This is a genomic window from Yersinia sp. KBS0713, assembly GCF_005937895.2.
GTDB classification, from domain to species: Bacteria; Pseudomonadota; Gammaproteobacteria; order Enterobacterales; family Enterobacteriaceae; genus Yersinia; species Yersinia bercovieri.
In genome coordinates, this window is sequence record NZ_CP042173.1 from 4101707 (window position 1) to 4124482 (window position 22776).

Below are 22776 nucleotides of genomic sequence, written 5' to 3' on the forward strand. Positions count from 1 at the left end.
AAATTACTTTCATAAATAAATGGGCTTCATAAATAAGCTGGCGGCATGTGTTCCGCATCGTCAGAACAAAAAGTATCGGGCCGCCATCTGGGCAACCCGATGGTTTAGGTCACTGTTTTATCAATAGGTTAGAGGTCGTAACTCAGTTGCAGCCAGAATTGGCGGCCCGGATCATAGGAGTGCAGCACGCGGTCGCCATACACAAAGGTGTCGGCCACATTGCGTTTATTCAGCAGGTTATTCACCTCAACTGAGATCCCGACGCCATAAGCAAAATCGGGCTGCCAGGTCACTTTACTGTCCCAGATAAAGTTGCTGGCAAAGTGCGTTTTCTCATATTTCAGCATCTGCGTGCCGCTGTTGATGTCGGTGTAATACTCATTCTGATAGCGCACCGCCTGACTGCGCGAACTGCGCCATTGCCACAGGTTATAGAAAGTCAGGTTGTACTCTTGCCACTCACTGGTGAGTTCCAGATTGAGTCGCCATGGCGAGTTAAAGTTGGTCGATGGCAGGTCGGCGGCATTGATCACTTTGCCGTCGTACCACACTTTGTCGGAGTCCAGCTTGGTGTTCGGATCAAAGAAGGCATAGCCCTGATCTTTCGGGGTATTGCTCTTACTTTGCTGCCAGCTCAGTGAGCCAGTAAAGGCATGAGTGGTCGAGGCCAGCTCCCAAGGTTTGCTGTTGCTGACCGAGAGTGAAACGCTGTCGTTGCTGCTGCGCCCACCATTATCAAAGGTGCGGATACGGGCCTGGGCCGCACTATTGGGATTGCGGTATTTAGTGCGGCTGCGCACTTCGTCGTAACCTTCGCGGTGTACGTACTGCAAGCGCCAGACGCTCTGCATCACCTGCTGCTGAAGGGCGAAGCTCAGCTCATCGTTATAAGGGGTCGATAAGCTGTCGATGCCTTCAAAATCTTTCACCCCGTCCCACTCATTTTCTGCTGGGTCCAGCGAGCAGAAGTAGTAGCAGTGTTCCATGCCCGCATTTTGCGCTTCGTACAACGCGTAGGTCAGCATTGAGCGGCCATAATAGCGGTTGGCCCCGGCTATCAGCACGGTATCGCCAGTGCCAAACAGATCGAGGCTACTGCTTAGGCGCGGTGCGATATTGGTTTTCTGAACAAAATCATCGCGATCCAAACGTACGCCGGGGCGAACCGTCAGACGGCCATACTGCATACTGTCATCCAAAAACAGCGCGTAGTTGATGTAGCCCGCTTCATAGTTACCGGCGCGGAAACGGGTGATGTAACTGGCTTCGGTCAGTGACGCAACATCATCTGCTGACCCACTGAATTTGTAGCGGTAGTAGTCGCGATCACGGGTATAGCGGGCGTCAGTTTTGTTGAACTCAAAGCCAAGATTGGGTGAGTGTTGCAGACCCAATGCGGTGAACTCATTAAAGCGCAGCACCCCTTTCGCCGTGGCGCTGTTCTGGCGGGTGGTCAAATCCCCCTGCCCGCCATTGTTATAAAACTGCGGATTACGCCAATCGGTGACGTAATCTTCCAGGGTATAAAAATCTTTCACATCATTGGTGCGTTCGTCAGTCAGTTGCTGATAACCGGCGGTGAAGTCCAGACTGGCGATATCAAAACGGTGCTCCAACTGTAACGTGGTGCTCAAGCCGTTATGGTCATTGTCATAGCCGGAGTTAATCACGCTGCTGGAGAAGAGTGTGCTGGTGTAAGCCGAGTAGTTGGCGGAGAGATGGGCGCTAGTGCGCTCGTTGGCATCCCAGGAGAGCTTGGCAAAATAGTTATCCGACACCCGTTTCTGGCTACGATAGCCCGGCGTCGCGGAGACCACTTCCAGCTCATTATTCGGCCCTAACTGCAAGCCGTCGCCGCCGGAGGTGTAGCTTGGAATATCGGAGAGGCGCTGTGAGGCGGAGAATACGATGCCCATGTTGTCGGTGATGCCAGCTTCAAACCAGCCACCAAAACTTTGCTTATTGTACTTGGGCTGATAGCGCGCAGGGCGGCTGGTGTCGTTTTTCGCACTGTCGAACTGCATATCTGGATCAGTGAAAACCTTGTTCCACGCCGAGCGAGTTTCGCGGTAGTACAGATGCCCGCTGTTCTCGCCACGCCAGCGGCGGCTGGTCACATCCACAGTACCGCCGGTAAAACCGCCATACTCTACTGGAATGTTATTATCGAACACATTCATGCTATCAATCAGACGGCTGTCGATGTACATCCCCTGATCGCCACTGTCGACACGGGTAATGGTTTCGCCGTTGCCGTCGCTGGCGGGATCGATGTCATTATTGAAGCTGACGCCATCCAGTTTGTAGGCGTTTTGATAGCTCGACGAGCCATGAATCGAGATAGCGCCGGGTTTGATTTCGCCCTGCGTCAGACTGGTGTTGCCGCTATTGGAGAATTGAACCGCGGGGTTGGTGCGCAGTAGCTCGGTGATATTGCCGTTACCAGTCGGCCGCTGGCGGATCTCTTCGGAGGTGACCAGCTGCGGGGCTGACATCAGGTTATCTACGGCGGCACGACCAGCAGCCTCGCCCATAACCGAGGTGGTTGGCAGCACCATGCTGCCCCCATTGACACCTGCCGCCAGCATCGGGCGAATCACATACCCCTTGCCACTGGCAATCAGCTCCAGCCCACTGCCCGCCAGCAGTTGCTGCAAGGCGGCTTGCGGGCTGTAGTTGCCGCTTAAGGCTGGCGCACGCAGTTGACGCAACTCAGATTCATCAAAGATAACATGCAGTTGGCCCTGTTTGGCCACATTGGCAATGGCATTCGCCAATGGCTGAGCGGCCAGATTGAGCTGCAAATCCGCAGCCTTGACTCCCTGCGTGACCATTAGCGTTGCCAGCGCCAGAGCCGAGAGAACAGCTATCCCAGAATATTTATTCTTATTTTTTATCATCACGCTATTTCTTCCCTAAGAAATGTCAATGCCATGCCAATCAGCACCAGCATCAGGGAAGACGTGATAATGAGAATTATCCTCACCTATAAATTTAATTATTTTTTACTTTTTACTGCTTTTTATTTAAACCGCGTGAAATCAGCACGTTACCTTTAGCGTCATGAATCACATTCACGGCCAATAGCAGCGGTAGTGAGTCGAGGAACTCATCAGGGTGATGCAAATCCAGTGAACCGGATACCGGTAACTGCGCCAAACTGGCGTCAATAAGCTCAATGTTACCCGGCCGATACCGCCGCAATTCAGCGAGCAACTCACCCAAGGGGCGGTTACGGAACAGCAGTTGCCCGCTACGCCACTCACCAATCTCAGCGACCGGTAACTGACTGAGCAACAGGCGTTTTTTCTCTGGCAACAGTTGCGCACGATCACCGGCGTGTAGCATCACTGCCGCCATATTCGGCCTGCCAGTCATGGCGACAATACCTTGTTTGACGGCCACCGCCACTTCTCCCGCCTCAAAACGCACCTCAAATGCAGTACCCACCACCCTTACCTGACTCTCGCCGGCATACACCAAGAAGGGGCGGGTTTTGTTAGCGGCCACTTGCAGGTAGATTTCACCCTGATCCAGCCAGAGCTGGCGGTTCTCTTTCGCGTAGTGAACACGGATTTGTGAATGGCGATTCACATGGACTCGGGTGCCGTCCGACAGCACGATTTCGCGGCTATTATTGGCGGTTTGCAGCTGGATATCATTGGTCAGTAACAGCGGCAGTTGACTCATTGGCAACAGCAGGGCGAACAGGAAAAATAGCCCGGCGGCACAACTGCGCAGGGGCCGCCAACGGCTGGCGTGCTTTTTGGGTTGCGGGGCGCTGGCGGGGCGGGCAATCAATGCGCAATCACCCCACAGCTGCTGCATCTGGCGAAAAGCCTCGGCATGGGAGGGGGAGCTTTGCAGCCAGGTTTCCAGTTGCCTCTGCTCCTCATTGGTTAAGCGCCGCGCCTGGCTGCGGCTGAACCACAGCGCCGCCTGTTCATCGATTTCACGACTATCACTCATCATGTTGCCCACCCCCCTGTTCAGCAACGTGGCGCTTGCAATGCAGTAACGCGCCCGCGATATGTTTTTCAACCATACTGACAGAAATGCCCATTCTCTCCGCCACCTCAATCTGCGATAGGCCATCAAAGCGATGCATCAAAAAAGCCTCGCGACGGCGCGGACTTAGGCTGTTTAGCGCCTCTTCCAATCGGCTCAACCGCTGCTGCTGCTCCAGCACATGCTGCGGATCTGCGCCAGCCGGTGCCATCTCCGGCTCCGGTGACACCTCTTCATGGCTCTGCGCTAACACTCTGCGCTGCTTGCCCGCGGCTCGCCAATGATCAATCAACACGCGGTGGGCAATCTTAAAGAGAAATGCCCGCGAATGCTCCACTGGCGTCTCTTTCGCCCGCTTTAGCCACAACGCAAAAACATCTTGCGACAGATCCGTGGCGTCACTGGCATTATCCAGCCTTTTGCGAAAGAAGCTGACCAACTGACCATAAGTGCTCTGGTAAGCCAGACTCACTTTGTTTGATGGCGGTTTATCCATGAAGGCATCCGTTAGAGAGTACAGCCTCAGATTGTCGGCGTGCGGGCAGTCACGCAAAAACCTGTGGCATCAGGTACATCAATCCAGTGGCTCACATCTTGCTGGTGAAAAAGAGCAATAAAGAAAAAGAGCAATAAAACAGTGAGTAAAATATGAGGTGAATACCCAACGGCTTCACACTTCTAAGGCTGGCGGTTATAAGCGAAAACGTCGATCAAATGCAAATGATAATCACAATAACTATCAATATGATTATTGATTTGTATAATCTGTCGCTTATTATCTGCGGGGGAATAAATATCTCTGCGAGTAATTGTAAACACAAATAAGAAATTAAAACGTTATTAATCAATATAATAAACTTAACTCACTCATTACCTGCGGAGTCTGTAATGACATTATTTTGCCTGATGGCAGTCAGCGGCACTCTTATGCCGACAGTAGAAAATAGCCAGAATATTAAAATGGGGTTACCCCTTGGGCGGCCCAAAACACGTTGGAGTATCAGCTTATTACTGGGTATCGGCCTGCATATGCTCGCCGCCGCGTTTATGCTCGGTTGGATCACCAAAATGGCCCCACAGGGGGTGCTGCCCCCCGCAGTGATGATCGAATTGACACTCTATCAGCAGGCAAAATCTCTCCCTCTCGATGTGCCGCTCGGGCAACAGCAAAATATGGCAGCACCGGATGAGGCAGCGCCAGAGAAGCTGCCCGAAGAGTTACCCAAACTAACCGCCGCCCCCAATGGCACCCATGCCATCAAGCCGGAAAAGGTGGTGCCGAAGAGGAAAATAACCCCGGTCAAACCACGGACAGACACGCCGTTGCCAGTTGTAGCTGAAAAAGCCGCTCCGACCACCAGCGCCCCACTGTCGGGTGAGAGCCAGAAAAATGCCGCCACATTCTCCAGTGAAGCCTCCGCCGCCATAAGTGGCAAAGCCTCGTGGCAGAGTGATGTACTGGCGCATCTTGCACGCTATAAGCGATACCCACGCGAGGCATTGCGCTATCGTCTGGAAGGGATTAGCCAGATCCGCTTTGTGGTTGATCACCAAGGAAAAGTGTTAACCGCCGAGCTATTTTCCAGCTCGGGTGCCAAGATATTGGATCGCGAAGCCATGGTGCTGATTTCACGCGCCCAGCCTCTGCCCATCCCCCCTGTCGAATTATTAAAAAACGGGGTGATTGAGTTGATAGCGCCCATTGCTTATAACGTGAAGCATTGAGCTAACGTGCAACGTTGAGCGCTATACTCCGGTATTCAGCGCTGAATCAAATAGCGAATAGTCGGGCCGTCTTGCTGGATATCCAGCACGGTATAGCCGTAATTTCGCGCATCCAGCGGAATGTTATTGATGGATTGCGGGCAGTCGCTGATCACCTCCAGAATTTCACCCAGTTTCAGTTGTGGCATCGCTTCCAGCGTCGCCACCGCTGGATATGGGCAGGGTTCGCCCACCATATCCAAACGGTAATCGGGCACGATAGGTTTATCAGGTGAATGACTCATAGTGACTCCTTGACCGAAACAGAGGTGGCGACGTTTTGTTTGCGGGCATTCTGTTGACGGAAGAAACGTTTTTCCCACCACAGCATGGCGGCGAAAGCGGCGGCGAGCATCAGGTAAGTGAGCAGCAATCCGCCCACCGGGCCGAAGGTTTCCAGCAGGTTCACTTTGTCATAGTGGGTTGCCAGCGCAGGGGCGAAATCGTCCCAATAGTAGGCCAAAAGGGTCGCACCGATAATATTGCCCAGCCCCACCCACCAATAGTGAATCTGCCCTTCCACCGCGCGATACATCCAGCCGGTTTCGCACCCCCCTGCCAATACGATGCCAAAACCAAATAGCAGGCCACCAAGCACCGCATTCGGCCCGGCCCATAAGATCTTCGGTGCCACCCCCAGTTGGACATAACTGAAAATGCCGATGGCGCTCACTGCCATGCCCAAAATAATGGCCTTTGCCATATGGGTGCGGCCAGTGATCCACAGATCGCGAAACGCGGAAGTAAAGCAGATCTGCGCCCGCTCAATCAACAGCCCAAAACCGATGCCGCACAACATGGCAATGCCCAGTTTTGGGTGGCGGAATAACTCAATCAGTGACCAACTTAGCGCCAGAACAAATACCACCATGCCGAGGCGAAAACGGCGCGCCGCTCTGGCAGGATGCTGAGTCAGCGGCGAGGCTGCCGTCACTTTTTGTAATTTGACCGGGATACGAAACAGCGGCAACAGGGTGAATTTAGCACCAAAGTAGGAACCGACGGCGGTCGCCAGCGCAAAGAACCAGGCGTGGAGCGAAAACTGTGGAATACCGGTGAAGAAGGCCGCCAGATTGCACCCCATCGCCAAACGCGCACCAAAACCGGCAATAATGCCGCCAATCAGGGCCTGCGCAATGCGAATAGCGTGCTGGGGCTTTCGCAACTTCACGTTGTTGGCCCAGAGCGCGGCGGCGATACACCCAGCAAACATGCCGATGATCATCATGCCATCGATACGATCCAGTGGCGTCCCTGCCAATCCGATAACTTTAAAGTAACCCCACTCTTGTGGATGTGCACCAAACAGCTGCATCAGATGACCACCCCAGCGCGTGAACTCGCCAGTCACCGCCCAAAAAGTGCCGGTTAAACCAAAGTAATAGGTCGAGAGAACACCCGCGGCAATGACCGCCGGCAATGGTGCCCAAAAGCGCACCAGATATTGAGATTTAAACATCTGCCAGCTCACACTGACACCTCCACAATGGATGTTGTCAGCTGCGATATCAGGTTATCTGCAGCGACGGAATAATAGACCTAAATATAATAAGCCAATTACTTCGTCAATGAAGCATCATCGTGCGGTTATTTGGATGTTAATCAAAAGTTAACTCATTAAGCGCACCATAGTCGTGGTAATGCCGCGCTGATCAGGGGTCATCCTCCTGCTGCGGTTGATACTCCAACGCCAAAGCCATGCGTAGAAGGGCGGCTACCGGCTCAAAAAATTGCTCGGGGATGTTCTCGCCACAGGCCACGCCGTGATGCAGCGCCCGCGCCAGGGCAATATTTTCCACCACCGGGGTCCCTTGCTGCTCCGCCAGTTTGATAATCAAGGCCGCCCGCTCACCATGGCCCTTCTCAATCACCACCGGCAGCGGCGCATCCTCAGGGTGATAAAGCAGGCAGACGGCAAAATGGGTGGGGTTACGCACCACCGCCGTGGCGCGCTGGACATTTTTAGCAAAACTGCCACTTTGTACTTCCTGCTGCAACTGGCGGCGCTTCTGCTTAATGTGCGGATCGCCGTCACTCTCTTTATACTCCCGCTTGACCTCCTCGAGAGACATTTTCAGCTGTTTCATGGTGTTGTAGCGCTGAAAAGCATAATCCATCAAAGAGAAAACCATGTAACAAGCAATCAGCGCGCCCAATAGCCAACCCATCAATGTGGCGAATACGGGGATGGCACATTGGCTACCGCAGTAAGCCAGATAACCCAATGAGGCCGCATAGTGCATCAATAAATAGCCAAAAATCAGGGTGAGGACGCCCACTTTCAGCAGTGATTTGGTTAACTCAAACAGACTGCGCAGTGAAAAAAGCTGCTTGGCGTTATTGATGGGATTGATATGTTCGCCTTTAAACTCCACCGCTTTGGTCGCCATCAGCGGCCCGACCTGAGCAAAACCGGAGATAATCGTGATTAAAACCAGTGCGCCACCGAGTATCCCCATAATGTGGAGCAGCACCGCCAGACATTCGCTGCCAATATGGGCCAGCGCCATGGTCAGTGGCTGATGTAACTGCTCGATAGTGTCGCGAATAAGTACCTTGGCCTGTTCCACCAAGGTGTAACCGGTCAGCAGGAAATAGGTGACCAGCACCACCAACTGTAGGCCGGAGGTGATTTCAACACTCTTAATCACCTGCCCTTTTTCTCGCGCCTCTTTCAGGCGCTTTGCCGTCGGCTTTTCGTTCTTCTCGCCGCTCTCACCGCTCATCGGCGGCCTGACTTATCAGTGGGACCAATGTGCTTAATTTCTGCTCGGTGTGGTTAATGCCTACCAAGTAGTGATGTAGCGCGTAAGGGAGGCTAATGAGTAGCAGCAACAGTGCCAGCGCGCTCTTAATCGGCATCGCCAGGAAGAAAACATTCAATTGCTGCGCCGAACGATTGATTAACCCCAAGGATAAATCCGCCAACACCATCACCATCATCGCGGGTAGCGCAAAGCTCAGACACAGCTCATACATCAGTTGCCACTCACTTTGCAGAAATGGCAGCATGGCCGATGAGGGATGAATACCACTGCCTATCGGCAGAGTGTCATAGGAGCCATAGAGCGCGCCCAGCACCAGGTTAAATCCGCCGGAGATCAAAAACAGCACAGTTAATAGCTGGGTAAATAGCACACCAAAAATGGAGGACTCCATGCCCATGCTGGGGTTAAACAGGGTCGACATCGTCGCGCCGCGCAAGGTATCAATCAAAAAGCCCGCCATGTCGATGGCCCAGAAAGGTAAGGCGGCCACAAAGCCAATCATCACCCCAATCAGTAACTCAGTGCAGAGCAGCCCAAACCACGCGGTGAAACTCTCGTGAGTCATGAGTGATGGGCTAAAAAAGAGAGGGGTGATAGGCAGGGCGATGGCGAAAATCAAGGCATTGCGCAATAAAGCACTACCCAAGCTGCGGGCGGTAAAGAGTGGCAATATCAGCAACGTGCCATAGGGGCGCATCATGGCCAACCCCAGCGCCCCTAGCCAGTACACGAAATCATGCATATTAGGTTCGCATACTGGTGATTTGTAAAAAAGTCTGCTGGGTATAATTGAGCAGTGTCGACCCCATCCAGTGATAAGTAATCAGTAATGTGGCGGATACCGCCAGCAACTTAATCAAAAACTGTAAGGTCTGATCCTGAATTTGGGTGAGTGCCTGCAACAGACTGACAACTAACCCGACCACGGAGGCCACCACCACCACCGGCATCGACAGCAGGAGCACTATCCATAGCAACTGGGTCGCCAGATGAATAACAATGGCATTGCTCATTGCGACCGCCTCTGGAGGAGAGTCATAAGTAGGACCCCACCAACTGGCCCATCAGTAGCCCCCAACCATTAACGAGTATGAATATCAATAGCTTAAATGGCAGTGAAATGGTGATGGGTGACACCATCATCATGCCCATCGCCAGCAAAATATTGGAGACGATCAGATCGATCGCCACAAACGGCAGGTAGAGCAACAGGCCAATTTTGAAAGCTTCCGTCAGTTGGCTTAGGGTAAAGGCGGGCATTAATATCAGCAGTGAGCTAGGTTTTACGCTATCGCGCAAACGTTCTGGCCACTTGGTTTGGACGATATCGTTAAAGAAAGTGGCTTGCTCAGCATCAGTATTGCGCTGCAAAAAATCGCGGTATGGCCCCAGCGCATGCTTATCAATATGCTCGAGTAACGCGCCGATCTCATTGGGTAGCGGCTCCTCTTGAAGGCGGGCATGTACATCTAATCCCACCGGCGCCATGATAAATATGGTCAATACCAGTGCCAGACCGTAAATGGCGATATTGGGGGGGACTTGCTGCACCCCCAACGCATTGCGCAGCAATGAAAAGACGATGGATAACTTGAGAAACGACGTCCCCATCACCACCAGCAGGGGCAGCAGTGATAGAAAAAAAAGCAGCAGAATCAATTGAGAGGACGAGTTCAGTAACTCCATAGTCGGTTCCGCAACAGCTGGCCTGTTGAGTTAAAAATGAGTTCCCACAGTATTCTTATTGTCTATCCTCTCAGGAATCAGGTCATAACCTGAAAACACCGCTGTGGCGTCAAGGCCGCAGGGAGTACCCAAAGTCATTGGCGTTACAGCAAGGCAGCAAATGAACAAGTCCCGATGAGCTTACTCCAGTAAGTGATTCGGGCGCGTGAGTGCCGCTAACACCGCTGTGGCGTCAAGGCCGCAGGGAGTACCCAAAGTCATTGGCGTTACAGCAAGGCAGCAAGTGAACAAGTCCCGATGAGCTTACTCCAGTAAGTGATTCGGGCGCGTGAGTGCCGCTAACACCGCTGTGGCGTCAAGGCCGCAGGGAGTACCCAAAGTCATTGGCGTTACAGCAAGGCAGCAAGTGAACAAGTCCCGATGAGCTTACTCCAGTAAGTGATTCGGGCGCGTGAGTGCCGCTAACACCGCTGTGGCGTCAAGGCCGCAGGGAGTACCCAAAGTCATTGGCGTTACAGCAAGGCAGCAAGTGAACAAGTCCCGATGAGCTTACTCCAGTAAGTGATTCGGGCGCGTGAGTGCCGCTAACACCGCTGTGGCGTCAAGGCCGCAGGGTAAGGTGCCATTGATCGATCCTAACCACTAAATCCTCACCACACCGCAACAAACTCCCACTCCCGACCGGCTGTCCATTGAGGCGAATATTGACCTCCCCGTAGACGCTGGTCTGGCAATTTAGTGTTTGTCCGACGGCCAGTTGCTTGATCTCCCCTAGCGGCACTGCTATCCGCCCAATTTCCATTACCAGTGTTTGCGGTAAGTGATCGAGCACCAGGGGTTGCGGCTCCTTAGCTAGCGCGGCGGTATCGAGTGCTAGCAAGTGGTCAATATCGTCATTAATCTGCTGAATGGTCATTTGGTTCCCCTCCTCCAGCTTGATATAAATCTGCGGCGAGGCCATTTGCCATAACCAGCAGTTTCCTTGTTCTAACGCGGCGGCGGCGGTAACCCGCACTCCATCACCGGGTCTGAGTTGCTGCAATTGGCTCAGTGATAAGCGGCACCAGCCCACCAGCAAACTGGCCTGCCACTGCATCTCTTGCGCAGGGGCCTGCTCGCCCTGCCAATCAGATAAAGTGTCCGCCAATGCCGTCAGCGGCCAATCAAGCAGCACCGCACTCAGTGGCTCTCCCTCCAGCTCGAACGTCAGTGTCACCACCCATTGGCTTAACAGTGTCATTGGCTGTGGGAGTCGACTGTGGATCACCAGATCCGGCAGGGGGGTCAACAGCGGGTTGAGTGCCCAATTCGCCATGGCAACCACCAGCTCGCTCGCCAAAACCTGTGGATCGTCCGTCGCCAGTGACGAGGCCAGCCAGTTTTGCCAGCAGGGCCGAGAGAGCCAAATACCGCAGGCTTCACCGCTATAGTGCAGCGGCAGATAGACCCCCTCGCCCTCGGTCAGCATCAGGGTGGCCGTCACCCCAGCACTCTGTCGCCCGCGACCAATCACCGCGCTCAGTTGGCGCAACTCAGCCGTCAGACACGCCAGCATCAGTGACCTCCAGCAAGCAGGGGAAACCCAAGGTATGTAGTTGTCGCTGCCAGCGAGCCTGCATCCGTTGTAAACGTGTAATCAGGTCAGGATTGGTGTGGCTGAGCACAATGTTCAGGCCGTGGGTCGCCAGAGTGACACTGACCCGAGCGCCGGAGAGTGGCCCGCTGACAATGCCGTACTCTGCCTGCATCGGGTTACCGCCCCCCGCCGAGGCAATGGCTTCGGCCATCGTTTGCGAGGATCGCAATCGTGGTGGCAGATAGCCGGCAAACTGCTGCTGTTGCCGCTCACGGCCTAAACCTGGCGGTTCGCCGCTAAAGTGGCTTGCGCTGAGCAGTGATAGTGCGCCTTCAATATCGATTCGACTCATGGTTAATTAGCATCCCTAACTTCTCTTGTTCACGTTGATTACGCCGTAACAGCAGCTGTTGTGCTTCAATTGCGGCCAGTTGTTGCTGCCCCAGCGCGACCCACTCGCCAATCTGTTTTTGCCGCTGTCGCTCCGCCTGATACAACTCATGTTGCCGCTCTCGCTGGGCACTAGCTTGCGCGGGCAGTAAGTTGCCGCGCCACTGCGCCAGTTTTTGTAGCTGCTGACATAGCTGCTGGCGTTCGCGGCGACAATCCGCTAATTGCTGTTCCCGCTGCTGATAGGCCTGCCGCAGGTGGGCCAATTGCTGGCGCAATCGCCGCTCTTTGTGTTGCCGCAGCACTAGCAGGCGCTGCAACATCACTAACTGCGGATTTTTTAGCCCAGCGCCTGTGCGAGTTGCGCGAGTGTGTTGCTGAGGCTGACGGCGTCGGGATTGCACGATAGGCGGTTCTCCTGTTGCAAAAAGGCACAGATGGTGGGGTAGCGCGCGAGTGCCTCATCGGCCTGCGGGTCATCTCCGGCCTGATATTCACCTACCCGCACCAGCAGTTCGATCTCCTGATAGCAGGCTTGCATTTGACGCAGTTTTTGCGCCAGTGCCAAATGTTCGTCAGTGACAATTTGCGGCATGATGCGGCTGACACTGGCGGCAATATCAATCGCCGGATAGTGGCCCGCCCCGGCCAGTTTCCGCGAGAGCACAATGTGCCCATCCAATAGCGAGCGCACCTCATCAGCCACCGGCTCATTCATGTCATCCCCCTCCACCAGCACGGTGTAAAACGCGGTAATGCTGCCCTGTGCGCTATTGCCTGCCCGCTCCAAAAGCCGGGGTAACGCGGCAAAAACACTGGGGGGGAAACTGCCCGCGGCCGGTAGCTCTCCCGCCGCCAGACCAATCTCGCGGGCCGCGCGGGCATAGCGCGTTAGCGAATCTGCCATCAGTAGCACTTTTAGCCCGCGATCGCGGAAATATTCGGCGACTCGGGTGGCGGTATAGATACCTTTTAGTCGCTCCAGCGCCGGACGATCAGAGGTCGCCACCACCACTACCGTGCGGGCGCGCGCTTCGGGTGTCAGCACTTGATCCAGAAACTCCCGCACTTCGCGGCCGCGCTCACCAATCAGCGCCAGCACCATCACCTCCGCGCGGCTGCCAGCACAGAGCATGCTCAGCAAGGTGCTTTTCCCGACGCCTGCGGCGGCAAAAATGCCGATCCGCTGCCCTTCACCGCAGCTCAGAAGGCCATCCACCGCGCGGATCCCGGTAGTGAGTATCTGATCTATCGGCTGGCGAGCCAGCGGATCGGGCGGCGCGCTATCTAGCTCACACCAATGCCCGCGCAGTGGCGGGCCGCTATCGATCGGCACCCCCAAGCCATCCAGAATTCGCCCAAGCAAATCAGGCCCGGTACGGATACGATGGCTATGGCCAAGTGGGCGCACCCACTGCCCGCAGCGCAAGCCCGCAGGGGGGGCAAAAGGGGAGAGCAGCGCCGTTTGTTGCTCAATGGCGACCACTTCCGCTAGCATATCCGGCGCTTCGACCTGGCATAGCTCTCCTAACGCCACGCCGGGCAGATGGGCGCGGACCAGAGTCGGGCCGACATCCAGTATTGGCCCGCGATACACCATGCCATCTGGCGGGGAGAGTGCCAGCTGCAACTGTTGTTGTAACTGGGCGCTTAAATTTGCGATATCAGGTAGTTGCAGCAACTCCACCTCCTAGCCTCTCATCAAGCTCATCGCCAATAAGATCAATGGTATCCACCACCCTGATATTCATCTCATCCCCCAGTTCCTGCCAGGAGAGCACCGGCAGCGTGAAAATATCCCGCTCAACAATTTTGCGCAGAAAACGCCGTATATCGATGGAGGTCAGTAGCACCGCATCACTGTTTTCAGCAAAGGCGGCGGCTATTTTGCTGAGAATCAGTCGTGAGTGTTTATTGTCCAGCGCGGAGTAGGTGCCTGCTGAGGTCTGGCGAATCGACTCGCGGATCAGATTCTCTGCCCCCTCCCCCAGCCGCAATACCGGTAACCAGGCGCTGTTTTTACTGAAGCGGCCACACACATGGCGGCGCAGGGCGATGCGGACATATTCAGTCAGCATCACGTTGTCCTTCTCTTTCGGCGCCCACGCCACCAGCGCACCGAAAATAGTGCGCAAATCGCGGATCGACACATCCTCTTCCACCAGCCGTTGCAGTATTTCAGCCACTTTTCCCACCGGCATCTGGCGCTGTAACTCTTTGACTAATTCACTGTAGCGCCCCTCCATAGCATCCATCAGATAGCGGGTCTCCTGCACGCCGATAAACTCAGCCGTATGGCGCTCAAGCACCCGCGTCAGGCAGTAAAGGGTGCGCTGATTCCCTTGCGCGTAAGGGATACCCAGGGTGCTGGCGTGACTGCCCTGCTCGGCGGCCAGCCACTCAAAGCTGCCCATTTTCGCCCCCAACTTCTGGCTACGTGTGGCTAATTGACTGGTGGGCTGAACCAATAACAGTTCATCGGAGGGGAGGGTCAGGGTCAAAACCGACTCCTGATAGAGGCGGATCGATAAGGTATTTTCAGCCAATGTCGGATCACGACGGATCATCACCTCCGGCAGCGGTACGCCAAGGTGCTCAAACCAGCGCCAGCGCAAACCGTCAATATCTCGCCCCAGTTGGGGATAGTACAAATTGGGGGCGCAACAGAGTATTAGCGGTACTGCACCGGGGGTCATTTTATCAGTTGGTGCCGCCCCGCTCTCTTCGGCACTATCGGCCCCATGACCGCGCCGGGTGGCGTGATTTTTGCGATAGAGTAAGAATGCGGGGGCCGCCACCAGTAGCGCCAGTGTGATAAAAATCAGGAAGGGAAAACCGGGTAGCAGAGCAAAAACCGTCAGGATGCCCGCGGCTAGCCATAGGGCATCAGGTTGACGTCCCACCTGCACCGCCAAGTCTTTCGCCAAACTCTGCTTATGAGCGCCGGGGACGCGGGTCACAATAATCCCAGCGGTGATCGAGATCAGTAGTGACGGGATCTGGGCGCACAGGCCATCCCCCACGGAGAGCACCGCATAGGTGAGCATCGCCTGTTCCGCCGACATATTATGTTGCAGTACACCAATAGTGATGCCACCAAAGATATTCACCAGAATGACAATGATCCCGGCAATCGCATCTCCTTTGACGAACTTCATCGCCCCGTCCATAGCACCAAACAGGCGGCTCTCTTTTTGTACTCGCTCCCGCAACCGCCCCGCTTCGGCAGAGTCGATCACACCAGCGCGCATATCACCATCAATGCTCATCTGTTTGCCCGGCATACCATCAAGCGAGAAGCGGGCGCTGACCTCCGCCACCCGCTCAGAGCCTTTGGTGATCACGATAAACTGAACCACGGTGATGATGGTAAAGATGATCAATCCCACCGCCAGGTTACCGCCGACCACAAACTGACCAAATGCTTCGACGATTTGCCCGGCATCATGCTGTAACAGCACTAAGCGCGTGGTACTGATGGTCAGCGCCAGCCGGTACAGGGTGGTGATCAGTAACAGCGAGGGGAAGACCGAGAATTCGAGCGGGTCGCGCAGATAGATGGAGATCATTAGCAGAATAACCGAGAAGGCCAGATTTATGGCGATCAACACATCGACCATCACTGTCGGCAGTGGCAGGATCATCATAAAGATCGCCACCAGCAGCATCACCGCCAGAAAGATATCCTGCCGCGCAGTGATCATCATCAAACCGCGCTTCAGTGCGGACACCCTCATGGGCACTCTCCCGGCAGTTGGCGCAACAAGGCACACTGTTGGCGATAGAGTTGATACCAAAATTCGGCCCCCGTCTGTGGGGGCGGCGAGCAACTGACCATGATGCCCGTTTTCAACAAGTAGATGCGCTGTGGCACACCATTAAATCGCTCGAGCCGCCAGCACTGCTGAAGCCGCAGTAGGTCATCACTGTTATAGCGCCGATGTTGCAATCCGCAACTCAGCAGCAGGGCGGATGCTCGCCACTCAAGAAAAACCACCCGCTGTGCCAACTGCCACTGCATACGAGCGGTAATTACCGAACAGGGCAACTCCGCCATGCGGATAAATAGCTGGAGATTACGGGTAACAAATAGATCCATCTCCATAACCAGTGCCCCATTGAATCAGATGTCAGTAATTAGCTTAATTTTTTGATAAATAGAGTAATGATAGGATACGAAGCTCGCAGGTTTGCGGCTATCGGGCATTCGCCTGAAGTGTCTAATCAGATCTCCAGCAGTACCGCCAAAATTTGTGCTTGCTGCTCCTCATCATTGAAACACTCGACCGGCATCAGCTTGACCAGCTCATAAAACCGGCGAATAAATCCCCGCTGCAAGTTGGCATCCGGGCCAGTTATTATCGCCACCCGTGGCGCTAGCCAGCTATTAAATAGCCAGGGCTGCCCCACGACGGCCAGCACTTCACTGAGGATGGTATCCCCCGCAACCCCGCAGGCACTCCCCATGCGGCAGCAGTGATCCTCCAACCCAAGAAACATCAACAAGCGGCGTAATTGGTCGAGGGTAGCAGCCAGGCGCTCACCCTGTTTGGGCGGCGGCTGGCTGGCTAAATCAAAGGCCACGGCGCGCATCAAAACGCGGACGCGTTGTTGACGCTGCGGCCAGCGGCTGACTCGCGCGAACCACTCCGCGACCGACACTCCACTCTGATGAATACTCTGCTGAAACAGCTGCTTTAGCGCGCCCAGTGAGCGGCTGCCGGCGCTACCCAACTCCAGCAGACCAAATAGCTCGACCTCCCAGCCCTCACTCTCCAGTAGCGGCCCCAGTAATTGCGATAAACTGCGGCGGCGTAACGGATTGTCTTTGCAATTCGCCAGCAGGGTGGCGAGCAGTAAAATTTGCTGCCCTGCCGATAACCCCCCTTGCTGGAGTTTGCTGACCAGCAAGGCAATATCCAGATCCGGCGGAATGTTCTGCTGCAACAGGGTGTTGGCACTGTCGGATAGCTGAGCTATCAGCTTCACCAGTAACTGTTGACGGCGCTGATTACGCTCCTCGGCCTCAACCGATTTTTGATCTTTCAGCCGCGCCCCCAGACTCAGCCCGATCTCCTCCAGCGTCTCCTCTATGCTCTCACCCAACACCGCCTGGCGGATCTCAAGTAGCTCCTGGCCGGCTAGAGTCATCACCGAGTGAGCGGGGATGACTTCCCCCTGCAAGGTTCCATGTTCCAGCGAGTGCTCAGGAACCGTGGCCGGGGAGATATTATTCGCAGTGATCATGAGTCAGCTCCTGCTGGGGTGGTGGTGCTAGCTGTAGCCAAAGAAAAAGTTGCGCTAAGTGGCGGTGCAGCGAGAAGCTGATTTGCAGCAGAGGTGAGGCTAATTGCGCTTCATCCTCAGCCAGACACTCATCGCCAAGACAAGGTACTCGCCCCCCGAGCGCGACGGTTACTGCCGAAAGATGCTGCGGGTGCACCCGCAAAACCAGGGCATCCTCCTGCGCCAGTGCCTCCACTTGCGCCCCCAGATGCTGAATCAGCATCTGATCCACGGCTTGCTGACCGGCCCACGCGGTGAGCACCGAGGTGATCGCGGTTAAGATCTGCTGGCGAGCCTGAGTCACCAGCGAAGAGGTCAATTGGTCGGCGGTCACTAACCAACGGATATGCTGCGCCAACACATCAGCTTCGATCTGGCTGCGGGTCTGATCAATCAACTGCTCCGCCTGCTGCTCTGCCTGCGCCAACAGTTGCGCTTTCTCAGCGCTGGCTGCCTGTAGTATCTCCGCCGCCTGCCTGTGGGCGTCAGACAACATATCGCGACACTGCGTCATTTTCTGCAACTGCATAGCGGGAATAATCACGCCGGTCGGCAGTGGGTAATCGAACACCTCGACCCTGAGATGAAAAGGATTCACAGCAAACGCTCCAGTCGGGCTAACCAATGTTCAGCCGAGAGCAACAACGCCGCAGGCAATGAGAGCGCACGGGGCTGGGGCGGTAACTGAATAGAGATGGCCCGCCAGACCACTTCGTCATGACGAACCTGATGCGCGAGACGATGCCCAAAGCGCAATGCGACACTGGGCAGTTGCTGCCGGCTTAATCTGGCCGGAAGATGGCCGTGATAGCCCAGCCCCATCAGTTGCTGAATGTTTCTCTCATTCAGCAGCGGCAAAAGCCCCTCGCGGTAGTGGCGCAGGCGCAGATACTCATCACATTGTAAGTGCACCAACCCCAGCGCCAGACAGCGGGATGATAGCTGTTGATGCCCGGCCATTTGGTACTGCTGCTGCTGGCTCAGTGTGGCAGGCAATGGATGTTCGGGAAATTTTCGCTGCCGAATTAGCACGCGATTTAGGGCATTATCCAGCGCGTGACTGCGACCATAGTGGTAATGTTCTGCCTTGACACCCGCTTTTTCCAGCCATAAAGGGTGGGCAAATTTAGCCGGTTGCCAGGCTAACTGGTGTAGATGTCGGATATCAGTCGTGAACGGTAATATCATCGTTTTTTCCTCCATTAGCCACTTATCGGCGCAAATAGCGCACCAAACCGGCTGTCGACAACCCCACCAACAAAATCAGCAACGCACCTAAAACTATCTGCACTATTTCGCCATGACGGAGCAACCATTGCAGCCCCCTCCCCATGCCACTTTGCGCCGGCGGGGTGGCACTAAATCGATAATTAGCGGGCTGCATCACCACGCTAATCTGGGCGTAATCAATACCCGGCACTGCATCGCGGATCAGGTTCTTGATTTGCGGCTGATAAATCAACAAATTGACCTCAGGCGAATACTTGATAAACACTGAGGCGGCATGGGGAACACTGCTTTTTCCGTCGGTTGGTGCGGGCATGGCGATAGTCACATCAGCATGGATCACCCCATCCATATGGCTCAACATGCTCTCCAGTTGCTGCTCTTTCAAATAGACCATTTTGGCCTGCTCCTGGCCGGGTGAGGTCACCAGTTGATTCGAAGGAAACAACTCATCTACCGTGGTGAATTGCTGGCGAGGAAAACCATTTTGCCGCAACAGTTCAACCGCGTTAATAAACTGGTTCTTATCGACACTCAAACTGACCGCACCTCCTTTATCCGACTGTTTTTCGGCCTTAATTTGGTGCAGCATCAGCAACGCCAGCATCTGATTCGCTTCTCCCTCCGAAAGCCCGCTATACAGCTCCATACCACAGCCAGAGAGGGAGACCACAACCAGCCATGTCGCGACCATACGCCGCAGCTGTTTCATTGCATATTGACCAATTTATTGATGTTCTGCCCGACGACTCCGGCTACTTTAGCTGTTAAATCAACCGCTAATGTGGCGTGAGTCCATTGTGACTGCATCACCAGCAATTGATCAGGCGACAGCATGGGAGTCGTGGGTTCAGCTTGTTGCATCAACTGCGTAAATTTGGCTATTTGTTGGCTATTAGCGGGCGGCTGCAATGAGGTACTCAGTGTGGTCGCAGCCTGAATAGCATCAATTTCCATCCAATAATCTCCTGTTGATCAAAATGTTACGACTCGGCACTGTTGTCAGCACCCGTCACTTATTGCCCGTCGCCATACCTTGTTGCAGCAAAACTAGCATCGCCTGCGCCTCCTCTGACCGGGACGTTGCCAGTAATGCCAGTGCATCTTCCTGTTGATGCAGCCCAAATAGCAGCATCGCCTCACAGACTAGGTGCACCGAGGGATCGGGTATTAATTGAGGCAGGACATTCAGGATGTTGCGAGCCTCATCCAGCAAGCTGTGATTCACTCCAGCGAGGGCGGCTTCAACCACTAATTGACGGCAAGCTGCTGAAAGTAAAGTCATATTTTGGCAATGATTCCGCTGGTCATATCTTTAATCCCCTTCATCAAGGCGCTACTAAAATTGATGTAAGACGAATACTGCTGCATAGCAAATTGCATCTTCAACATATGTTCAGGATCAGAAGGGTTGCCCGAGGCCATCTGGCTTTGAAAATCCTGGCCTATCTTATTGATACTCTGCGTTAATTCATTAACTAGCGCGTTTATATCCATCCAATCCCCCTTACTCCATTAGTGAGCGCATATGGGATGGGCACTGCTGAAAACGGCGACGGAAACTATCAGAAAAATGGGCGTGATTGCTAAACCCACACTCCATGGCAATATCTGCCACCCGTAATCGTGTCGAGAGCAGCAGTTCGCAACCTTTTTTCAACCGTTGATCCAGTAACCACTGTTTGGCTGACATCCCGAACTTCTCGTAGAACAGAAAATTCAATTTACGGGTCGAAATCCCCAATTCATCGGCATAACGTGAAACTGTCCATGGGTTGAGGCGATTCTTCTCAAAGAACTCCAATAATTCGTTATTTGTCCCTACGATTGACTCTAATAATCGGGAGAAATAGACAGAATCCAAGCCTAAACAGTAAAGGTAAATAAACCTTAATGCGGTGGTGCGTTGTATATTAAGCAATTGCTCAGTCGCCCCAATAATATCGTGACTTACTGGCAATATTTTGTGGTGATCAGATATCTTACTGGGCAAACGGAACTTATTCGACGACACCATTTGGCTCGCGAGATCTTGATATATGGGTAAAAGATCAATGGAGTGACACAATATTGAGATAGAAGCACTTTGCGAAAAAGCAGATACCGTTGCCTGCTCATCAGCAACAACCAGATTTCCTGCAGATACAGTGTGGCACTCACCTTCATGGCGTAATATTCCCTCTTGCCTAAATAGAATGAATTGTATTGTTTTCATTATATTCCTTAGGATGTTGCTAGCCTTAAGATAAGATTGACAGATATTGAATTAATAGGTATCCGGTTTAGACCTTAACTCTTAACAAGCCCATTGCTACTGATTATTTTAGATAAAATAATTAACTTTACTATCCAGCGATAATAGTTAACTTCCCCTCCAATAAAGCTATTTGACGAACGACTTCCTTTTCATTCTCAATTAGCTTATCTAAGGCATTTTCTATTTCATCATTATTATGATCAATCCATGTGCTAAGTACTCCCGTAGCGGCCGTACTCAGCATAGATGACAATATGGGGGCATAATTCCTGGCGAGTAAACATACGTTACTATTAATCATCGGATGGATAACAAAACCGACGACACCTAACGCAACAAATAATCCCGTTTTAATCAAATACGAAGTGAGGCGGGCAATTTTTTTTGCATTTTCGGGCGATACCTGGGCATTTTTAGCTAAAATAAAAACGACCTGTTGTAGTGCGTCATTACCCATTGTCAGCTCCGGTTTACCTTTGCTGGCGCAATCCCAGTTATGATAAGCACAGGCTAAATTTGCAAGCGATGACACAAGATTCAGCCCTACCAGGACTAATATAGGGGCGGTGGCCCCCCCACTACAAACCGTCATCCCAACACTGACAGTAAATGCAATTAAGGAAACAGCCATCTCAATGACATTGATAAAAAATTGTTTTTTGGCCAGCTTAACTCTGGCACTGCATAATTCAGCTGAATCCTTTTCCTGAAGATCAATAAGATGATTAATTTCTATTTTTGATTCATTGGCAATTTCAAATTTATCGGGAGAGGAGAGAGTTGGCTTGGTACTATTATTTATATCCACCCTCTCTTCTGTTATTGTAGGTGGGGTAATACCTGATTTAGCGGGAAGACAAGGCTCCAAGTTCATATTTTGCTCCTTTAATATTAACCATAACGACTGAGAGTCTGCTTTATATTCTATTCAATAGTCGTAAAGCTTTTTCAGCGGTGGGAGCGTATTCCGGATTCAGATAACTCATTTCAATGGCAGTTTGTAGCGCTTCTCTGGCATCCGCCCCCTTTCCCAGGGCCTGCAAACAGATCGCCATCTGGTAAACAGGATCAGGGTCCGCCGCCGCCAATAGCAATGCACAAGTATAGGCGCTCAGTGCCAGTACATACTCCTGCTGCATTTGCAGTGCTCCCGCTAATGCCAGATGGAATCGTGGCTCTAACGGGCAGTGTAATGTGAGCCAGGAAAAATCTTCGATCGCCGCGATATAGTCATCCGCGAGCCAGGCCTGATAACCGCGCGTATATATCGCCCGCACCTCCGGTTGGCTAACGGGCTGTTGAGTCTCCATCATGTTTGGGTTAATAATACCCTGTTCTTTCAGCACACTATTTATTTGGCTACAGATAGCTTGTAAATCGCCAATACTGGCATCACCCATTTGACCTCCCATACTCTATTTCCTACTGCTGACATCAAATAGTAACCAATCATTACCCTCGATATTTTTACTGAATGCACCTTTCGCCCTTAAAACCTTAATTAACCGATGTCGGATGAGTTGCAGTGTTGGATTGGCGATATTATCAATCACTAACATTCTGATAATTGAAATTTCAGCGGTACATTTACCTAAACAATATAAGAAATTAAAGAGTTTTAAAAAATCACCGGGCAATTCATCTTTAGTTATAACCTCCAGATAACAAATAATAAGCTCGCTATACTCAATACGATAAACCACTCGATAACCATAAAGAGAAAACTCACTGCCTATCTTGATACCGCTATTTTCAAAGTAGGCAGTTTTAACCTCACAACCTTTATCGCGTAACGCGCGAGTAATAGCATCCAT

The 22776-nt window shown here is 53.1% G+C and carries 27 protein-coding genes; 1 reads left to right on the plus strand and 26 read right to left on the minus strand.

What is annotated here, in order from left to right:
* Positions 1 to 128: 128 nt before the first annotated feature.
* The 3 genes from FFE93_RS19425 to FFE93_RS19435 all read right to left on the minus strand — a co-directional run bounded on the left by FFE93_RS19425 (position 129) and on the right by FFE93_RS19435 (position 4504).
* Entirely contained in the window at positions 129 to 2900 is a 2772-nt protein-coding gene (locus FFE93_RS19425; protein WP_186367726.1) for a TonB-dependent receptor, read from the minus strand.
* Positions 2901 to 3012: 112 nt separating this feature from the next.
* Positions 3013 to 3972 (minus strand): FecR family protein, encoded by a 960-nt coding sequence (locus tag FFE93_RS19430; RefSeq protein ID WP_032898368.1) that lies wholly within the window; start codon positions 3970 to 3972, stop codon positions 3013 to 3015.
* The gene (locus tag FFE93_RS19435; protein WP_005276669.1) at positions 3962 to 4504 is read right to left on the minus strand and encodes an RNA polymerase sigma factor; all 543 of its coding nucleotides are present in this window, start codon (positions 4502 to 4504) and stop codon (positions 3962 to 3964) included. Before FFE93_RS19435 ends, FFE93_RS19430 begins: the two co-directional genes overlap by 11 nt.
* A gap of 464 nt (positions 4505 to 4968) precedes the next feature.
* Between FFE93_RS19435 and FFE93_RS19440 the strand changes: the two genes are divergently transcribed.
* On the plus strand, positions 4969 to 5733 hold the full coding sequence (locus FFE93_RS19440; RefSeq protein ID WP_049602935.1) for an energy transducer TonB: 765 nt from the start codon (positions 4969 to 4971) through the stop codon (positions 5731 to 5733).
* A gap of 35 nt (positions 5734 to 5768) precedes the next feature.
* Here the strand turns inward: FFE93_RS19440 and yedF are convergent, their stop codons facing one another.
* The 23 genes from yedF to FFE93_RS19555 form a co-directional block, all read right to left on the minus strand.
* On the minus strand, positions 5769 to 6017 hold the full coding sequence (gene yedF, locus FFE93_RS19445) for a sulfurtransferase-like selenium metabolism protein YedF (protein WP_032898369.1): 249 nt from the start codon (positions 6015 to 6017) through the stop codon (positions 5769 to 5771).
* On the minus strand, positions 6014 to 7243 hold the full coding sequence (gene yedE / locus FFE93_RS19450) for a selenium metabolism membrane protein YedE/FdhT (protein ID WP_049602919.1): 1230 nt from the start codon (positions 7241 to 7243) through the stop codon (positions 6014 to 6016). Before yedE ends, yedF begins: the two co-directional genes overlap by 4 nt.
* Positions 7244 to 7424: 181 nt before the next feature.
* Positions 7425 to 8498 (minus strand): EscU/YscU/HrcU family type III secretion system export apparatus switch protein, encoded by a 1074-nt coding sequence (locus FFE93_RS19455; RefSeq protein WP_138775829.1) that lies wholly within the window; start codon positions 8496 to 8498, stop codon positions 7425 to 7427.
* Positions 8488 to 9282, minus strand: a complete 795-nt coding sequence (locus FFE93_RS19460) for an EscT/YscT/HrcT family type III secretion system export apparatus protein (protein WP_049602917.1) — start codon at positions 9280 to 9282, stop codon at positions 8488 to 8490. Before FFE93_RS19460 ends, FFE93_RS19455 begins: the two co-directional genes overlap by 11 nt.
* Position 9283: 1 nt before the next feature.
* Positions 9284 to 9553, minus strand: coding sequence for an EscS/YscS/HrcS family type III secretion system export apparatus protein (locus FFE93_RS19465; protein WP_005276676.1), 270 nt, complete (start codon positions 9551 to 9553; stop codon positions 9284 to 9286).
* Positions 9554 to 9575: 22 nt separating this feature from the next.
* Positions 9576 to 10226, minus strand: a complete 651-nt coding sequence (gene sctR / locus FFE93_RS19470; protein ID WP_138775831.1) for a type III secretion system export apparatus subunit SctR — start codon at positions 10224 to 10226, stop codon at positions 9576 to 9578.
* Positions 10227 to 10827: 601 nt separating this feature from the next.
* Positions 10828 to 11781, minus strand: a complete 954-nt coding sequence (locus FFE93_RS19475) for a YscQ/HrcQ family type III secretion apparatus protein (protein WP_138775833.1) — start codon at positions 11779 to 11781, stop codon at positions 10828 to 10830.
* Positions 11759 to 12154, minus strand: a complete 396-nt coding sequence (locus FFE93_RS19480) for a hypothetical protein (RefSeq protein ID WP_138775835.1) — start codon at positions 12152 to 12154, stop codon at positions 11759 to 11761. The genes FFE93_RS19475 and FFE93_RS19480 overlap by 23 nt, the downstream gene beginning before the upstream one ends.
* Positions 12135 to 12515 (minus strand): hypothetical protein, encoded by a 381-nt coding sequence (locus tag FFE93_RS19485; protein WP_005279834.1) that lies wholly within the window; start codon positions 12513 to 12515, stop codon positions 12135 to 12137. Before FFE93_RS19485 ends, FFE93_RS19480 begins: the two co-directional genes overlap by 20 nt.
* A 17-nt stretch (positions 12516 to 12532) precedes the next feature.
* Positions 12533 to 13870 (minus strand): EscN/YscN/HrcN family type III secretion system ATPase, encoded by a 1338-nt coding sequence (locus FFE93_RS19490; protein WP_138776029.1) that lies wholly within the window; start codon positions 13868 to 13870, stop codon positions 12533 to 12535.
* Positions 13857 to 15929 (minus strand): EscV/YscV/HrcV family type III secretion system export apparatus protein, encoded by a 2073-nt coding sequence (locus FFE93_RS19495; RefSeq protein ID WP_138775837.1) that lies wholly within the window; start codon positions 15927 to 15929, stop codon positions 13857 to 13859. Before FFE93_RS19495 ends, FFE93_RS19490 begins: the two co-directional genes overlap by 14 nt.
* Complete coding sequence (locus FFE93_RS19500) at positions 15926 to 16297, minus strand: hypothetical protein (RefSeq protein WP_005278136.1); 372 nt, start codon at positions 16295 to 16297, stop codon at positions 15926 to 15928. The genes FFE93_RS19495 and FFE93_RS19500 overlap by 4 nt, the downstream gene beginning before the upstream one ends.
* Positions 16298 to 16416: 119 nt before the next feature.
* Positions 16417 to 17439 (minus strand): TyeA family type III secretion system gatekeeper subunit, encoded by a 1023-nt coding sequence (locus FFE93_RS19505; RefSeq protein ID WP_032898679.1) that lies wholly within the window; start codon positions 17437 to 17439, stop codon positions 16417 to 16419.
* Entirely contained in the window at positions 17423 to 18076 is a 654-nt protein-coding gene (gene sctL / locus FFE93_RS19510; protein WP_032898681.1) for a type III secretion system stator protein SctL, read from the minus strand. The genes FFE93_RS19505 and sctL overlap by 17 nt, the downstream gene beginning before the upstream one ends.
* Complete coding sequence (locus tag FFE93_RS19515; protein WP_032898682.1) at positions 18073 to 18666, minus strand: type III secretion system domain-containing protein; 594 nt, start codon at positions 18664 to 18666, stop codon at positions 18073 to 18075. Before FFE93_RS19515 ends, sctL begins: the two co-directional genes overlap by 4 nt.
* A gap of 22 nt (positions 18667 to 18688) precedes the next feature.
* Positions 18689 to 19417: a type III secretion system inner membrane ring lipoprotein SctJ gene (gene sctJ, locus FFE93_RS19520; RefSeq protein WP_032898684.1), complete on the minus strand. Its 729-nt coding sequence runs from the start codon at positions 19415 to 19417 to the stop codon at positions 18689 to 18691.
* A complete protein-coding gene (gene sctI, locus FFE93_RS19525; RefSeq protein ID WP_005278142.1) occupies positions 19414 to 19662 on the minus strand; it encodes a type III secretion system inner rod subunit SctI in 249 nt (82 codons plus the stop codon). Before sctI ends, sctJ begins: the two co-directional genes overlap by 4 nt.
* A gap of 55 nt (positions 19663 to 19717) precedes the next feature.
* Positions 19718 to 19990 (minus strand): EscG/YscG/SsaH family type III secretion system needle protein co-chaperone, encoded by a 273-nt coding sequence (locus FFE93_RS19530; protein WP_049602909.1) that lies wholly within the window; start codon positions 19988 to 19990, stop codon positions 19718 to 19720.
* Positions 19987 to 20202 carry a type III secretion system needle filament subunit SctF gene (sctF, locus tag FFE93_RS19535; RefSeq protein WP_005278146.1) on the minus strand — a complete coding sequence of 72 codons (216 nt, stop codon included), beginning with the start codon at positions 20200 to 20202 and terminating at the stop codon, positions 19987 to 19989. Before sctF ends, FFE93_RS19530 begins: the two co-directional genes overlap by 4 nt.
* A gap of 10 nt (positions 20203 to 20212) precedes the next feature.
* Positions 20213 to 20920: a helix-turn-helix transcriptional regulator gene (locus FFE93_RS19540; RefSeq protein ID WP_186367679.1), complete on the minus strand. Its 708-nt coding sequence runs from the start codon at positions 20918 to 20920 to the stop codon at positions 20213 to 20215.
* A gap of 130 nt (positions 20921 to 21050) precedes the next feature.
* Positions 21051 to 21836 (minus strand): hypothetical protein, encoded by a 786-nt coding sequence (locus tag FFE93_RS19545; RefSeq protein WP_138775839.1) that lies wholly within the window; start codon positions 21834 to 21836, stop codon positions 21051 to 21053.
* A gap of 43 nt (positions 21837 to 21879) precedes the next feature.
* A complete protein-coding gene (locus FFE93_RS19550) occupies positions 21880 to 22362 on the minus strand; it encodes a tetratricopeptide repeat protein (protein ID WP_138776033.1) in 483 nt (160 codons plus the stop codon).
* A gap of 15 nt (positions 22363 to 22377) precedes the next feature.
* Entirely contained in the window at positions 22378 to 22776 is a 399-nt protein-coding gene (locus tag FFE93_RS19555; RefSeq protein WP_138775841.1) for a pathogenicity island 2 effector protein SseE, read from the minus strand.

What these genes read in the sequence shown, in the direction of transcription:
- FFE93_RS19425 (WP_186367726.1), bottom strand. Translation starts at nt 2,900, where the DNA reads ATGATAAAAAATAAGAATAAATATTCTGGGATAGCTGTTCTCTCGGCT.
- FFE93_RS19430 (WP_032898368.1), bottom strand. Translation starts at nt 3,972, where the DNA reads ATGATGAGTGATAGTCGTGAAATCGATGAACAGGCGGCGCTGTGGTTC.
- FFE93_RS19435 (WP_005276669.1), bottom strand. Translation starts at nt 4,504, where the DNA reads ATGGATAAACCGCCATCAAACAAAGTGAGTCTGGCTTACCAGAGCACT.
- FFE93_RS19440 (WP_049602935.1), top strand. Translation starts at nt 4,969, where the DNA reads ATGGGGTTACCCCTTGGGCGGCCCAAAACACGTTGGAGTATCAGCTTA.
- yedF (WP_032898369.1), bottom strand. Translation starts at nt 6,017, where the DNA reads ATGAGTCATTCACCTGATAAACCTATCGTGCCCGATTACCGTTTGGAT.
- FFE93_RS19455 (WP_138775829.1), bottom strand. Translation starts at nt 8,498, where the DNA reads ATGAGCGGTGAGAGCGGCGAGAAGAACGAAAAGCCGACGGCAAAGCGC.
- FFE93_RS19460 (WP_049602917.1), bottom strand. Translation starts at nt 9,282, where the DNA reads ATGCATGATTTCGTGTACTGGCTAGGGGCGCTGGGGTTGGCCATGATG.
- FFE93_RS19465 (WP_005276676.1), bottom strand. Translation starts at nt 9,553, where the DNA reads ATGAGCAATGCCATTGTTATTCATCTGGCGACCCAGTTGCTATGGATA.
- sctR (WP_138775831.1), bottom strand. Translation starts at nt 10,226, where the DNA reads ATGGAGTTACTGAACTCGTCCTCTCAATTGATTCTGCTGCTTTTTTTT.
- FFE93_RS19475 (WP_138775833.1), bottom strand. Translation starts at nt 11,781, where the DNA reads ATGCTGGCGTGTCTGACGGCTGAGTTGCGCCAACTGAGCGCGGTGATT.
- FFE93_RS19480 (WP_138775835.1), bottom strand. Translation starts at nt 12,154, where the DNA reads ATGAGTCGAATCGATATTGAAGGCGCACTATCACTGCTCAGCGCAAGC.
- FFE93_RS19485 (WP_005279834.1), bottom strand. Translation starts at nt 12,515, where the DNA reads ATGTTGCAGCGCCTGCTAGTGCTGCGGCAACACAAAGAGCGGCGATTG.
- FFE93_RS19495 (WP_138775837.1), bottom strand. Translation starts at nt 15,929, where the DNA reads ATGAGGGTGTCCGCACTGAAGCGCGGTTTGATGATGATCACTGCGCGG.
- FFE93_RS19500 (WP_005278136.1), bottom strand. Translation starts at nt 16,297, where the DNA reads ATGGAGATGGATCTATTTGTTACCCGTAATCTCCAGCTATTTATCCGC.
- FFE93_RS19505 (WP_032898679.1), bottom strand. Translation starts at nt 17,439, where the DNA reads ATGATCACTGCGAATAATATCTCCCCGGCCACGGTTCCTGAGCACTCG.
- FFE93_RS19515 (WP_032898682.1), bottom strand. Translation starts at nt 18,666, where the DNA reads ATGATATTACCGTTCACGACTGATATCCGACATCTACACCAGTTAGCC.
- sctJ (WP_032898684.1), bottom strand. Translation starts at nt 19,417, where the DNA reads ATGAAACAGCTGCGGCGTATGGTCGCGACATGGCTGGTTGTGGTCTCC.
- sctI (WP_005278142.1), bottom strand. Translation starts at nt 19,662, where the DNA reads ATGGAAATTGATGCTATTCAGGCTGCGACCACACTGAGTACCTCATTG.
- FFE93_RS19530 (WP_049602909.1), bottom strand. Translation starts at nt 19,990, where the DNA reads ATGACTTTACTTTCAGCAGCTTGCCGTCAATTAGTGGTTGAAGCCGCC.
- sctF (WP_005278146.1), bottom strand. Translation starts at nt 20,202, where the DNA reads ATGGATATAAACGCGCTAGTTAATGAATTAACGCAGAGTATCAATAAG.
- FFE93_RS19540 (WP_186367679.1), bottom strand. Translation starts at nt 20,920, where the DNA reads ATGAAAACAATACAATTCATTCTATTTAGGCAAGAGGGAATATTACGC.
- FFE93_RS19545 (WP_138775839.1), bottom strand. Translation starts at nt 21,836, where the DNA reads ATGAACTTGGAGCCTTGTCTTCCCGCTAAATCAGGTATTACCCCACCT.
- FFE93_RS19550 (WP_138776033.1), bottom strand. Translation starts at nt 22,362, where the DNA reads ATGGGTGATGCCAGTATTGGCGATTTACAAGCTATCTGTAGCCAAATA.
- FFE93_RS19555 (WP_138775841.1), bottom strand. Translation starts at nt 22,776, where the DNA reads ATGGATGCTATTACTCGCGCGTTACGCGATAAAGGTTGTGAGGTTAAA.